At 49.1% G+C, this 13,421-nt stretch carries 15 protein-coding genes; 5 read left to right on the forward strand and 10 right to left on the reverse strand.

All coding sequences use genetic code 11. From position 1 onward, the window contains the following. Window positions 1-42: 42 nt before the first annotated feature. Window positions 43-1,275, reverse strand: a complete 1,233-nt coding sequence (locus tag HMPREF6485_RS00885) for a phosphoribosylaminoimidazolecarboxamide formyltransferase (RefSeq protein WP_258575509.1) — start codon at window positions 1,273-1,275, stop codon at window positions 43-45. A gap of 106 nt (window positions 1,276-1,381) precedes the next feature. Between HMPREF6485_RS00885 and HMPREF6485_RS00890 the strand changes: the two genes are divergently transcribed. Together HMPREF6485_RS00890 and HMPREF6485_RS13915 are read left to right on the forward strand one after the other, a co-directional pair. Then, the gene (locus tag HMPREF6485_RS00890; RefSeq protein WP_004344090.1) at window positions 1,382-1,681 is read left to right on the forward strand and encodes a hypothetical protein; all 300 of its coding nucleotides are present in this window, start codon (window positions 1,382-1,384) and stop codon (window positions 1,679-1,681) included. Between the two features lie 418 nt (window positions 1,682-2,099). Further along, the gene (locus tag HMPREF6485_RS13915; RefSeq protein ID WP_155814374.1) at window positions 2,100-2,246 is read left to right on the forward strand and encodes a hypothetical protein; all 147 of its coding nucleotides are present in this window, start codon (window positions 2,100-2,102) and stop codon (window positions 2,244-2,246) included. A gap of 85 nt (window positions 2,247-2,331) precedes the next feature. Here HMPREF6485_RS13915 and rplS read toward each other — a convergent pair whose 3' ends face one another. Next, window positions 2,332-2,691 carry a 50S ribosomal protein L19 gene (rplS, locus tag HMPREF6485_RS00895; protein ID WP_004341721.1) on the reverse strand — a complete coding sequence of 120 codons (360 nt, stop codon included), beginning with the start codon at window positions 2,689-2,691 and terminating at the stop codon, window positions 2,332-2,334. 189 nt (window positions 2,692-2,880) lie between these two features. On the opposite strand from rplS, the gene HMPREF6485_RS00900 reads away from it, so the two are divergent. Both HMPREF6485_RS00900 and HMPREF6485_RS00905 read left to right on the forward strand, forming a co-directional pair. After that, window positions 2,881-3,645 carry a 5'-nucleotidase C-terminal domain-containing protein gene (locus HMPREF6485_RS00900; protein WP_007412312.1) on the forward strand — a complete coding sequence of 255 codons (765 nt, stop codon included), beginning with the start codon at window positions 2,881-2,883 and terminating at the stop codon, window positions 3,643-3,645. Between the two features lie 36 nt (window positions 3,646-3,681). Then, a complete protein-coding gene (locus HMPREF6485_RS00905) occupies window positions 3,682-4,521 on the forward strand; it encodes a bifunctional metallophosphatase/5'-nucleotidase (protein WP_004344097.1) in 840 nt (279 codons plus the stop codon). A 535-nt stretch (window positions 4,522-5,056) separates the two neighbouring features. Here HMPREF6485_RS00905 and porT read toward each other — a convergent pair. Beyond that, entirely contained in the window at window positions 5,057-5,800 is a 744-nt protein-coding gene (gene porT, locus HMPREF6485_RS00910; RefSeq protein ID WP_004344098.1) for a type IX secretion/gliding motility protein PorT/SprT, read from the reverse strand. A 193-nt stretch (window positions 5,801-5,993) separates the two neighbouring features. On the opposite strand from porT, the gene HMPREF6485_RS13230 reads away from it, so the two are divergent. Next, on the forward strand, window positions 5,994-6,161 hold the full coding sequence (locus HMPREF6485_RS13230) for a DUF362 domain-containing protein (RefSeq protein WP_004341725.1): 168 nt from the start codon (window positions 5,994-5,996) through the stop codon (window positions 6,159-6,161). 257 nt (window positions 6,162-6,418) lie between these two features. On the opposite strand, the gene HMPREF6485_RS00915 is transcribed toward HMPREF6485_RS13230, so the two are convergent. From HMPREF6485_RS00915 to HMPREF6485_RS00945, 7 genes are all read right to left on the reverse strand, one after another. After that, on the reverse strand, window positions 6,419-7,831 hold the full coding sequence (locus HMPREF6485_RS00915) for a tetratricopeptide repeat protein (RefSeq protein WP_004344099.1): 1,413 nt from the start codon (window positions 7,829-7,831) through the stop codon (window positions 6,419-6,421). Window positions 7,832-7,913: 82 nt separating this feature from the next. After that, window positions 7,914-8,873, reverse strand: coding sequence for a PstS family phosphate ABC transporter substrate-binding protein (locus HMPREF6485_RS00920; RefSeq protein ID WP_004341727.1), 960 nt, complete (start codon window positions 8,871-8,873; stop codon window positions 7,914-7,916). Between the two features lie 14 nt (window positions 8,874-8,887). Beyond that, entirely contained in the window at window positions 8,888-9,712 is an 825-nt protein-coding gene (locus HMPREF6485_RS00925) for an energy transducer TonB (RefSeq protein ID WP_004344100.1), read from the reverse strand. 34 nt (window positions 9,713-9,746) lie between these two features. Beyond that, window positions 9,747-10,415: an ExbD/TolR family protein gene (locus tag HMPREF6485_RS00930; RefSeq protein WP_004344101.1), complete on the reverse strand. Its 669-nt coding sequence runs from the start codon at window positions 10,413-10,415 to the stop codon at window positions 9,747-9,749. Window positions 10,416-10,418: 3 nt separating this feature from the next. Continuing rightward, window positions 10,419-11,045 (reverse strand): ExbD/TolR family protein, encoded by a 627-nt coding sequence (locus HMPREF6485_RS00935; RefSeq protein ID WP_004341732.1) that lies wholly within the window; start codon window positions 11,043-11,045, stop codon window positions 10,419-10,421. Window positions 11,046-11,075: 30 nt separating this feature from the next. Then, the gene (locus HMPREF6485_RS00940; RefSeq protein WP_004344102.1) at window positions 11,076-11,918 is read right to left on the reverse strand and encodes a MotA/TolQ/ExbB proton channel family protein; all 843 of its coding nucleotides are present in this window, start codon (window positions 11,916-11,918) and stop codon (window positions 11,076-11,078) included. A gap of 226 nt (window positions 11,919-12,144) precedes the next feature. Beyond that, entirely contained in the window at window positions 12,145-13,338 is a 1,194-nt protein-coding gene (locus HMPREF6485_RS00945) for a pyridoxal phosphate-dependent aminotransferase (protein WP_044125681.1), read from the reverse strand. Between the last annotated feature and the right edge of the window lie 83 nt (window positions 13,339-13,421).

Below are 13,421 nucleotides of genomic sequence, written 5' to 3' on the forward strand. Positions count from 1 at the left end.
GGCTAATTTCTCCCTCTCCGAGGGGAGAGGGGGATAAGGCTTTTAATGATGAAACAATCTCACATGCGTAAACGCCATGGCAATGCCATACTTGTCGCAAGTGTCTATCACATGGTCGTCGCGGATGCTGCCTCCGGCCTGTGCGATATACTCCACACCGCTCTTATGAGCCCGCTCGATGTTGTCACCGAAGGGGAAAAACGCATCCGAACCAAGCGCCACCTTTGTGTTTCGAGCAATCCATGCCTTCTTTTCCTCGCGCGTGAGCGATTGGGGCTTCTCGGTGAAGAACTGTTCCCAGATGCCATCTTGCAACACATCTTCATATTCGTCGCTGATATAGACATTGATGGTATTGTCGCGGTCGGCCCGGCGAATGTCTTTCCTGAACGGCAGCGCCATCACCTTCGGACACTGGCGAAGCCACCACTCGTCGGCTTTGCTGCCCGCCAGACGGGTGCAATGGATGCGGCTCTGCTGACCGGCCCCAATGCCGATGGCCTGGCCGTCTTTCACGTAGCACACCGAGTTGCTCTGTGTGTACTTCAGCGTGATGAGCGCAATGATGAGATCGCGCATGGCCTCGGCCGGGAATGTCTTGTTACGGGTGGGAACATCCCGAAAGAGTGCCGGGTCGTCGAGTTTCACTTCGTTGCGTCCCTGTTCGAACGTGATGCCAAACACCTGCTTGCGCTCAACGGGGGCGGGCTTGAAGTCAGGATCTATCTTGATGACATTGTAAGTGCCTTTGCGCTTGGCCTTCAATATCTCTATGGCCTCTGGGGTGTAATCTGGAGCTATCACACCGTCGCTCACCTCGCGCTTGATGAGCCGGGCTGTGGCTGCATCGCAGGTGTCGCTCAGTGCCACGAAGTCACCGTATGAGCACATGCGGTCGGCCCCACGGGCACGGGCGTACGCGCAAGCCAACGGGGAGAGCTCGAAGTCAACATCGTCGACGAAGTAGATCTTCTTCAGCGTGTCGCTCAGGGGCAACCCCACAGCGGCTCCGGCCGGGCTCACGTGCTTGAACGAAGCGGCGGCAGGCAGCCCCGTGGCCTCTTTCAGCTCTTTCACCAGTTGCCAGGAATTGAAGGCGTCGAGAAAGTTGATGTAGCCGGGTCGGCCATTGATGACTTCGATGGGGAGCTCGCCTTCTTCCATATAGATTCGCGAAGGCTTCTGGTTGGGATTGCATCCGTACTTGAGTGCTAATTCTTTCATAAATGTGAGGGATAATAATTTCCTGCTGCAAAAGTACGAAAATTCTTCGATATAAGTTCGTTATATGCTGAAAATTGTTATCTTTGCAACCGGTTACAGTCGGCTATCTGCAAGTTCCTTTGCCGATGGGGCCGGCATGAACAATTAACAGTAGGTTATGAAACAGGAATTGAAACTTCTGGCGACGGAAGTGGAAAAAAAGGTGGGGAAGCCCATCAGTGTCTCTTCCGACTTTGAAAAGCTGTCTGCCCATATCTCCCGTCACCATGTGCATCTGCCCTCGGGGGCTCTGAAAAAGGTGTGGAGCTATCTCAAGGGAGCCGAACATCCGTCGCGGGAGACACTTGACAAATTGGCGCTCTTTGTGGGCTACCAGAACTGGAACGACTTTCAGGAAAACCTCCACGGCGAGGATGACGGACTGACCAGCTACGAGGGACAGCAGAGGGACAGTTGACATTTGATGGGGACGTGAATCTGCGCATGATGCACCCCCATTAAAATAGTCTCCGTAAGTTGTCGGATGATGGTAGATAATATTGACAAAAACACATCCGCCTAAATTCTCCAACTAGAGTGGAAGACCAACTTTAAAATGCCGGATGCGTCACCCGATTTTCTTGTTCCGACTTTCCGAACTTGCGAAAGAGCCACACTTGAATGCCAAAAGGGCCACAGTTGCACTTCAACTGTGGCCCTTTTGCAAGCCTATCCGGGCCTTTTCAAGCCCATTTCCGGCCTCCAATAGGTGTCAGTAAAATTCAATCGACTGATTATCAACGACTTAAAGAACACCGCCAAAATCACTTATTTGCACCGAGTGGGTTATCGGTTGCAAATATCGCAAAATGAAAGGCCGAAAACGGCCAAATAGTTTGACAGTCATCTATCCGGATATCTCCCTACTGAACATTGACGGCCCCACAGCTGAAGGGGAAATGACGCGATGCCGGGAAACTCTCCTGCAAGCGTTGGCAGGAATAGCCGGAGACCACACATCAGCAGGAATACACCTCACTTGAGAACTGTAAAAAAACAAAAAAGGTTTCAGAAGTGCGGCTTCTGAAACCTTTTTTATTTCTCTGCTGAAAAGGAAGGAGTGCAGAATCAACCCTTAGCGACGGTTCTCTTCTCCTTGATGCGGGCAGCCTTACCGGTGAGCTTGCGCAGATAATAGAGTTTGGCACGACGCACCTTACCGCGCTTGTTGACCTCGATAGAGGCAATGTTCGGGGAATCCATGGGGAAGATACGCTCCACACCAATCGTGCCCGACATCTTGCGCACCGTGAAACGCTTCTTGTCGCCGTGACCACAGATCTTGATGACTACACCGCGATAGAGCTGAACGCGCTCCTTGGTACCTTCGACGATTTTGTAACCTACTGTAATCGTGTCGCCTGCCTTAAATTCGGGAAACTGATTACCGGTTGCAAATGCTTCTTCAGCAACTTTAATTAAATCCATTGTTGTTTGATAATTAAATATTGTTTGTCGTTCCAACGCAACATAGCCCGTAACTCTTCTACGGCCAGCGGTTACGCCGAAAAGCGGATGCAAAGTTACGATTATTTTCCCGACATTCCAAATTTTGCACTCTTTTCTTTGTCTTTTGTCTCTTTTTGTCTATCTTTGCACGAATCAAATATACGAACTATGCAGAAATACAACGTGATGCTTGCAGCTGCGTCAATGCTGCTTGTGGGTGCTTCATGCGCCTCTCATTATCAACTTGCTTCAGTGGATCGCTCGCGCCTGCTTATCGACCGCCGCTACGATGCCACTCCCGATGCTGCAGCCGCTACATTCATCATGCCCTACCGGCACGAAGTGGACAGTGTGATGCGGCCCGTGGTGGGGCGGGTGGCTTGTTATATGGCGGCCAAACGGCCCGAGAGCCAACTCTCCAATCTGTTGGCCGACATCCTCTTGTGGTGCGGCCCCCGGTTTAACGAGAAGCCCGATTTTGCTGTCTACAACATGGGGGGCATACGTGCCGCTCTGGCTGAAGGCGACGTGACGCTGGGCGACATTGTGGACATGGCCCCTTTTGAGAATAAGATTTGCTTTCTCACCCTTTCAGGGACAAAAGTACTCGAACTGTTCGGCCAAATAGCACACCGCGGTGGCGAGGCCGTGAGCCACGGGGTGGAAATGGTCATCACAAAGGACGGAAAACTGGTGAGTGCGAAAATCAATGGAGAGCCGGTGGAGCCCGCGCGCAGCTACCGGGTGGCCACGCTCGACTATGTGGCGCAGGGCAACGACCAGATGGAGGCCTTCAAGACTCGCACCAATATGGTTTCACCGCAAGGTGCCGAGAACAACGTGCGTTTTCTCATCGTCGACTACTTCAAGGACCAGACTGCCCACGGCATCGTGGTAGCCCCGAAGGTGGAAGGCCGGATAGTGGTAGAATAATACAAAAAGAAGAATTAACCAAACAATCGAACGATTATGAAACTGAGACATATCCTGTTATTGACATGCTGTGTGGTGGCGTTCCCTGTCATGGCACAGAAACAGCTGGAGATACTCCACACCAACGACACCCACAGTTGTGTGATGCCCCTTGGAAGCAACTTAGCCGACACAGCTTTTGCCGACCGCGGAGGATTTCTCCGCCGCATAGCCATGCTCAAGGAGGAGCGGCGCAAGAATCCTTCCCTGCTGCTTTTCGACAGCGGCGACTTCTGTCAGGGATCGGCCTATTTCACATTATACAAGGGGGATGTAGAGGTAAACCTCATGAACATGATGCACTACGATGCCGTGACCATCGGCAACCATGAATTCGACTTCGGACTCGACAACATGGCACGCCTCTTCCGCATGGCCAACTTCCCCATCGTGTGCAGCAACTACGACTTCAAGGGCACCGTGGTCGAAGGGCTTGTCAAGCCATGGATCATCATCCACCGCAACGGAGTGAAGATAGGCGTATTCGGCCTTAGTCCGGCTCTCGACGGACTGGTGGACATCAAAAACTGCCCCGGCGTGAAATTCCTCGACCCGGTGAAGACGGCACTCAATGTGGCCACCTTCCTCAAACGTGACAAAAAATGCGACCTCGTGATATGTATTTCCCACTTGGGATGGAAACTCGACGACTACGACGACGTGCGCACAATAGAGGGTTCGCGCAACATCGACCTCGTGCTGGGTGGCCATTCACACACCTATTTCCAAAATCTCGAATACTGCCGCAACCTTGACGGCAAGTGGGTGGGAGTAGACCAGAACGGCAAACATGGCATTTGGATAGGCCGGCTGCTGCTCAACATGAAGAAGAAATAGCATTGTAGGAAATGTACCATCGATGTGCGTTTTCGATACAACGCTTTGGAGGAGGCAAGGGGTATCCCTTTGCCTCCTCTTTTTATTGTCAGCCGATGAGACTGCACCGGACATATAGCCTTTTCTATTAAATGTTTAGAAAAAGCCTTACATGATTTCTTTTCACACTCATTCGTCAGGCTAATTCCATTTACCTTATTCGCCTCATCGTCCAATCATTTTTCTCACCAAGCCCAAACGGCATTACCAAACGGCCATACTTGAAAACTCGTTCGGCCCGAACGAAAAACTCAAAAAGACCCTTTCACAACGCCATTCGGGCCCGATGACACTCCACAGCAGAATGAAAAAGCCCCTTTAGGGGGATGGAGGTTCGGTCGCATGAAAAAAGGGAAACACTTGTGTGCTTCCCTTGCTAATGCAAAGATAATACAAAAATGGGGCTGTTGCAAACAGGCAGGGAAAAAGTACGACACTTTGAGGTGGCCTTATTTCCTGTCCCAGAAGCTTTTTAAGAATGTCGATTCCGGACGGTTCACTCGAAGTAGAACGTGAGGACAATCATTTTGCTGCGCGCACTGTTCACGGAGTTGGTATAGGGCAGCATGCTTTTGTCGCGGATGTCCTTGTCGTGATTGGTGTTGAGGCAGTTTGTGAGGCCGTACATGAATTTCAGTTCGGGGCGCAATTTGAAGTAAGGCAGGTAGAAGTCGCAGCCCACCCCCACTTCAAGAAAGGCATCAAACTTTTTGAGTTTGAGATAGTCGTTGCCCTTTCCGCTGAGATTGACCATCGGATTAAGACCTGCCATCACGTAGGGGCGGTGGTTGTTGAAGCGAGGGGCGGCGGCGATGAGGTCGAAAGCCGACGACACATAGGCCGTCTTGAGATCTTGTCGCCGTTCGGTGGGAGTACCGTTTTCTTTCAGCAGGCTGTAGTTGCGAAACATAATGTGCCGCGCACCGAAATACATGGCGGGGGCCACACGCAGCTGGAAGTGGATGCTGAGACGCAATTCGGCCAGTACGCCCACATTAAAACCGGCATCCCAGCGGTCTTGGTCAGTGCTCACGATGACTTGCTGCGTGGTGCCGTCATCATTGGTGATAGTCTGTGGCCCCACGTTCACAAACTCGAGGTCTTGCAGGTGTGTGCCCACAAGCACGCCGAAATGGAGGTCGCGCAAGTCGGTATAAGGCCTGTTCTGCACCGTGCGTTCCTGAGCGAGAAGGGCTACAGGCAGCAGGGTCAGGCAGATGATGGTGGATAGTCTCTTCATGCTGATTGTATAACGGCAAACGGGGTGCGATATTGTGCTGCCGTTTATTTCGAAATTGTTTAAATTAAGAAAAAAGTAATCATCATTTGTAGGTATATTAAAAATAATTACTACCTTTGCATCACACATAAGTAGGTATTCTACTCGTTGATATTATACAAAAACATTATAAACGAATTAAAGAAACAAGATTATGGCTTACGTAATTGGTAACGACTGTATCGCTTGCGGTACATGTATTGACGAATGTCCGGTAGGAGCAATCTCCGAGGGTGACATCTACTCCATCAACCCTGATGCCTGCACTGAGTGCGGCACTTGCGCTGATGTTTGTCCCAACGAGGCTATCAGCCTTCCCTAAACCTGGGACAACACTTTTGGTTACATAAAACAACAGGGCGGCTCCGGAGGGAGCCGCTTTCATTTTATCCTATGCATTTTGCCTCTTGGTTTTAGGTAGGAAAAACAAAGAGTAAGAGAAGCTATTACAAATGGAAGAACGGAATAGTGTATCAAATGGCAACAGATAGAGTTGTTATACTTTAAAACAATAAATCCCCAATAGGATTCTTATACGGAGAACCTATTGGGGATTGGTATTAATGGGATAGTTGTTTTTTACTTGATGCCGAGAGCAGATTTGGCGTTAGCGTTGTCAGGATCTATCTCAAGGAGTTTTTTCCAATAGACATCACCCTCTTCCTTATTGCCGTTCACATAGTAGTAGGCACCCATGTAGTAGTAGGCCTGCTTGAGGTAAGCCTTGTCGTTGCTGCCTGCTGTGCTGTGTCCATTGACAATGCTAATGAGTTTCTCGTAGTAGGGCTTGGCAAGTCCCTGTTTCAGTTCAGGGTCGATATTAGCATTGACATTGGCGCGCATGTAGGTAGCATAGGCCTCGTAGTCGGGGAACTTGGTTGCAATGTCGCCATACACCTTGTCGGCCTGCTTGAAGTAACCGACCTTTTGGGCATCAGTTGCTTTGTCGGCCGCATTGGTGTAAATCTCAGCCAAAGACATATAGTCATTGGCTGTAGCATCAGACTTCTTGCTGATATAAGCATTGTAAGCGGTGAGGGCGTTGTCCACATCACCGGCCTCAGAATAGGCATCTGAGATGAGTTTGCGCACATCGTTGTTGTCCTCCATGGAGAGACTTTGCTTGAACATGTTTACGGCCTCGGTGTAGTTTTTGTCACCCATGTAAGCGTGGCCGGCCATCATGTAGTCGCGGGCGATGAGCTTGGCACTGTCGGAAGCGGTGAAGAGAGCCTTGGCAAATTGCACGGCTGTGGGATAGTCCTTTTTGGCCAGCGAGTTGTAGAACGTGAGACGGTTGAACACAGCGTCACGGGGATATTGTGCATTGCCGGCCTTAGCCACCTCAAGACTCTTGTCATTGTTACCATCAAAGTAGGCTGCAAGGGCATACTCGTGGAGCTGTTCCTTGTTGAGCTTGTTCATAGGCACACGACCGAAGAGCGTCACAGCCTGGTCGTACTTACGGGCCCCGTAGAAGAAGTGGGCACCTTCGGCATCAACAGGATAGTCGGGCATGATGGCGCGGAGTTCTTCGAGCGACTTGAAGGCCTCTTCCGGACTGCGGCCACGATACACGCTGGCATACTTGATGTAGCCACGGGGATTCTTCGGATCCATAGTCTTGGCATTCTGATACCACATGGCAGCCTGGCCACCATCGTCCTTGACAGCTTCGATGTCGCCTTGCAGGATATAGGCATCGCCGTAGTGGTTGTCTCGTTTGAGGGCTTCGTCGGCATACTTCTTGGCATTGGCAGTATCATTTACATCAAGGAAAGCGCGGCCAAGGCCTGTGAGTGCTTGGGCACTCTTTTTGTTGAGTTTATAAAAAGCCTTAACAGGCTCTTTGACAGCTTCCGCATTACCCTTGCTATCCTTGATAACTTTGGTGATGTTGGCAATCTGAGTTTTCACATCCTCTTGTGCCACGGCACCGGTGCTGAATCCTATCATCAGTCCGGCAATTGCTAAATATTTAATTGCTTTCATAATTCTTACTTTTGTTGAAAGTTAGACACACTTACAAAATATGCTTGTTATGGGAATGACGTATTACCCCATATAAAAGTTTCTATTCTTGACGAACATTAACATCCCTAACGGTCATGTCACCCCGATAAGGCAACAAGCCCGACTTGAAGATGATCATCTGCCCCTTAGGAGACTCGATGAAATGGGCAAAACCCCACGGTAACGCATTGAGCGGATCGTTGAGAAGGGCATAAATGGTGCGCACGAGTGGGTAGTTGCCATTGTAGATGTAATATTGGTAGGGTTTCCAGCTGTTCATAGGCGTGGCCTTGGCCATACTACTCACCGACACCACAGTAATGGCTTTGTTGAACGTGGTGTTGGTGGTGTCGCGCTTGTCGTTGAGCCAGTTGGAACCAATGACACCGATAGCATTGGGAGTCTTCTCCACATAGTCTATCACTTCTTTACTGGTCTTGGCAGCCATGATATTCTCACTTGTCATGGGCTTACCTTTAAGGATGGAGTCAACACACCAGTTGATGGCACTCGATTTCTGAGTATCGAACACGACTTCGATATCTCCTTTATTTGATGCCGGATTAAGCTGTTTCCAACTTTTGATTTTTCCGCTGAGTATCCCACCGATGTCGTTGACAGTCAGGCAGGTGTCAGTGTTTGTCTTATTCACGATGAGAGCCAGACCGTCGTAAGCGATTTTGATCGCACGCGGCATGAATGTACGGTCTTGGAGATTCCTGAGTTCCTTAGAAGAGAAATCTCTGGAAGTGATCACCAGACAGATGTCTCCTTTCATGAGCTTATTGACTGCATCAGTCTCATTAGTATATATCGGCTTGAGACGAGCCTTGGGATATATACTCTCGAAGACCTCTCGCTCCTCTTCGATGATAGGACTAAAACTTTCGTCAGAGGCGAAACTAATCACCCCTGACGAATAAGTATCTGTCCTGCCCCCTTTGGGCTTCCGCTCGGAGCAGGAAACCCAAAGGGTGGCAGTGAGAGTCAATCCTACGATGATGTAAGATAGATGTTTCATATCATTTCGCGGCTTTACTGCAATTTGAATGATACAGGGACATTGTATTTCACACGCACGGCAGAACCATTCTGCTTACCGGGATTCCAGTTAGGCATGCTTTTTACAACGCGTGTAGCCTCACGATCGAGAGAGGGATCGACAGAGCGAACCACTTTCACATCGGTGATAGAACCGTCGCGCTCAACAACGAAAGATACAACCACACGACCCTGAACACCATTTTCTTGAGCCACAACGGGATATTTTACATTGCTGCTAAGATAGGACATCAGTGCCGAAGGACCTCCGGGGAACGACGGCATCTCTTCTACCACGTCAAACACCTTGTTCTCCTCAACGTGCTTGGGAGGTTCAGGCTGGGCGATTTCTTGCTCGGCCTTAAGCACCTCACCCTTGTCGGTGTTACCTTTCACGTCAAAAGCACCGATGGCTGTTTTGGAAGTGTTCAGATCACTCTGGGAAACAATCTCCTTCTTCACCTCGGAGTCTTTCTTGATGACAGGAGCCGTGAACTTGATAGAGCTTTTAACTTGCTTTACCTCTTGCTTCTTTTCAATCTTGACCTCGGTCTTCTTCTCTACCTTGGCTTTCTTCTTTTGAGACAAGGTGGCGAGCTCCACACCTGTGGTCACGGCCACTTTAGGCTTGTTGGCCTCAACGATGGCTTGAATACCGATGATGGATGCAATAATGGCAGCAGCAATGAGCATGATGATAATGGCGAGGATGTTGCGCTTGGTCACATTCCTACGGAGCTTGTAGGCACCGTAGGACTGGTTGCGCCCCTCGAACACCATTTCAATCCATGAAGGATCGTAAAGATCGATTTTTGACATTGTCTTTTCCTTTCTTTAATTGGTTAATCATTGATTACTTAATGCCTTTCAACTTGATAAGTTTCTCGTCGTCAGGATTAATCTTGTCAATGACGTACTTGCCAATACTGCAAATCTGCATTTCATCGAGAGCGTCGACCAAGTTTTTGTATGAGCAAGTCTCAAGGGGCTTGATAACGATTGTAAGGGTAGGAATCTTGTTAGGTTCGCCTTCAATGTTACCTTCCTTAATCTGGTTTAGGGCCTTCTCGTAAACACTGTCAGGCCATTGAGCCGGATTCTTGAGTCTTTTCTCGTCCAACTTTTGCTTAGCCAACATGATCTTTGCGACAGGCACGGTGCCGTCTTCCGTCTGGTGCTCGATAAGCACTTTGCGGAGACCGCTTTTGCCCCAAGTGGTTTCTTTCAACCAGTTGACGTCGTCATACTTGGGCAGTCCTTCACCATAGTATATCTTGTCGTTTGCGCCAAGATAGAGAGTAATGGTTTGGGAAGCCTTTGTTTCCGACTTGTCGGCTTCATTCACGTTTTTATCGTTACTTGGCATGGTCAATTGCATCGTCTGAGGCTTGCTCAGAGAGGTACAGAGCATAAAGAATGTGATGAGAAGCATCATCATGTCAACCATAGGCGTGAAGTCCACACGGACATTCATTTTCTTTTGCTTTCCGCCGCCTTTTCCGTTTGTTGCTAATTCTGCCATTCTTTAGTCCTCCACCTTTTTATATGATGTAATCAAGTAGTAACGGTTCTCTTCCATATCACGAAGCTCATCCATCACCTTCTTCACCACCTTGTAGGGAGTGTTCTGGTCAGACTTGATAGCGAGTTTGATGTCAGGATTGACTTCCTTTGCAGCAGAAACCCACTGCTGGAACTCGCTCTTACCCATGGTGCCATCGGACATCTTGACACTGTCTGTAGGAATGCCGAGTGTAGGCAGCACTGCTGACATGTCACTCTTGTCCTGACTCAGATAGTCGGAAAGTTTGTCGAGAGGAGCACCAAACATGGCATCATCCTTGAACTTCTTGATTTGTTCGCCGTTCAGCGAGATACCGTTTTCGGCCGTAATCGTCTGAAGCGCGGCCTCCAAATCGGTAACCTTGTCCATACTCATGAATATCCTGCCGTCTTTGTTGACAAGAATATTCAGCACGTCTTTCTCGGGCACCTTAATCTCCGACACGGATCCCGGCGTAACAACCTTCACGGGCTCGTTCTTAACGAACGTAGACGTCAGCATGAAGAATGTCAGCAGAAGAACCATCACGTCGGACATAGGGGTCATATCGATCCAGACGTCACTCTTCTTAATTTTTACTTTACCCATAGCGATAAATTTTTAAAGGGTTAGCAAAAATTAAGCCTCGTCTGCGTGGTTTGCTTCGTATGTCTGAGCGATAGAGTAACCAACCTCGTCAAGGGCGAATGTCAACTTGTCAATCTTGTTTGTGAAGTAGTTATAGGAAATAACTGCGCACCAAGATGTGGCGATACCGAATGCGGTGTTGATAAGAGCCTCAGAAATACCAGCAGAAAGAGCGAGAGAGTCGCCACCACCACCGGCTGCCAGAGCGGCGAACGAGCGAATCATACCGGTTACAGTACCGAGAAGACCGGTCAGCGTACCCAGTGTTACGATGGTAGCAATCAGCGGGAGGTTCATGGTCAAAGTAGGCATCTCAAGCTGAGTTGCTTCCTCGTGGGCCTGCTGGATCTTAGCCACCTTCTGAGACTTCTTCAAAGAAGCGTTGGCACCGTCGTTCATGGCCTTGTAGGCATTCAGAGAAGCGTAAACAACATTGGCTACAGAACCCTTTTGCTTGTCGCAGAGATCTTGAGCCTTCTTGAAGTCGTTGGCGTTCAGAGCTGCCTTGATGTTAGCAACGAACTTGGGCAGAGAGCCCTTACCGAAAGCGGTGCGGAGAGCGAGAAGACGCTCGATGGAAAGTGCGATAACAGACAACAGAAGTGTGTGGATCACCGGCACAACAACACCACCTTTGTAGATAGTACCCCAGATATTGGAGTTCAGCACGGCACCTTCGGGATCACCATTGACGAAGTGAGAAGGAGAACCGAGGAAGAACTTGAAGAAGCACACTGCGATGATGAAGCATACAACGATAACCCAGAACGCTGCGCGGATACCTGTGAAGCCCTGAGATTTCTTAGGGCTGGCTGTTTGATTTGTAGTTGCCATAAATTTAAAATTTTAATTTTTAGTTATTTATAAAATTGTAATTAAATTCGTTAGTCACTTATCCATGCCGTGGTTATTGTGCAGACGCACCTTCCCTTTTGGCTGAGATTTACTGGCAAAGATAACAATTTAAAGATAACTATCCCCCTAATTAAGAAGTTTTAACGGGTAGTTTGCGCAAAAATATGCGCTTCCCCCGCCAAATCTCTGTTGCCGCCATGCAAGGTCATTTCAATTTGGCCAGTGTTTCCTTGATGCGCTTCATGGCTTCACGGATATTTTCGTCGCTGGTGGCATAGCTCATGCGGAAGCATTCGGGGTCGCCGAAAGCATCGCCACCAACGGTGGCAACATGGCCTTTTTCAAGAAGATACATGGCCAAGTCGGTGGAATTTCCGATGGTTGTAATCCCGTCGCTCTTGCCGAAGAAACTGCTGCATTTAGGAAACAGATAAAAAGCCCCTTCAGGCACATTGACCTCGAGACCGGGAATGGCTTTGGCCAACTCTACGATAAGGTTGCGACGGTGCTCAAAAGCCTGACGCATTTCTTCCACACAGCCTTGGTCAAGCGTGTAGGCAGCCTCAGCCGCTTTCTGGCTGACAGAACACGGACCACTGGTGTACTGCCCTTGGAGTTTGTTGCAGCCTTTAACGATCCACTCTGGAGCAGCGATATAACCGATGCGCCATCCGGTCATGGCGTATGCTTTCGACACACCGTTGACGATGATGGCACGTTCCTTCATACCCTTGGCCCGGGCGATGCTGGCATGTTTGCCAATATAATTGATATGCTCATAAATTTCATCTGCGAGCACATACAAGTTTTCATGATTACAAATTATCGCAGCCAGTTTGTCAAGCTCTTCCTGTGAGTAGACGCTACCCGTGGGGTTGCTGGGAGAGCATAGTATCAGCATTTTGGTTTTTGGTGTGATGGCAGCTTCAAGTTGATCGGCCGTCATCTTGAAATTCTGGTCGAATCCCGCATTGACAAAGACAGGCACACCTCCGGCGAGTTTCACCATCTGTGGATAACTCACCCAATAAGGAGTGGGGATAATCACTTCGTCACCATCGTTGACGAGTGCCATAATAGTATTACATACACTTTGTTTGGCACCATTGCTCACAAGCACTTCAGATAGCGCATAGTCAAGGGCGTTTTCTCTTTTTAGTTTGGCGACAATGGCTTTCCGCAGGTCGGCATATCCCGGAACGGGCGAATACTTCGAATAGTTCTCATCTATAGCCCGTTTGGCAGCCCGCTTGATGTGGTCGGGAGTATTAAAGTCGGGTTCGCCGACACTCATGTTGATTACATCAATCCCTTGAGCTTTCATCTCACTGCTCTTCTGCGACATCGCCAGCGTGGCTGAAGGTGCCAATCTGTTTAGACGATCTGATAATTGTGCCATATTTTAATAATACTGAAGTTATGCTGATGCAAAAGTAAGCATTTTATTCTTTATGGAGAAGAAATGGTGGCAATATTTCAATG

It is taken from the genome of Segatella buccae ATCC 33574 (genome assembly GCF_000184945.1).
Classification (GTDB): domain Bacteria; phylum Bacteroidota; class Bacteroidia; order Bacteroidales; family Bacteroidaceae; genus Prevotella; species Prevotella buccae.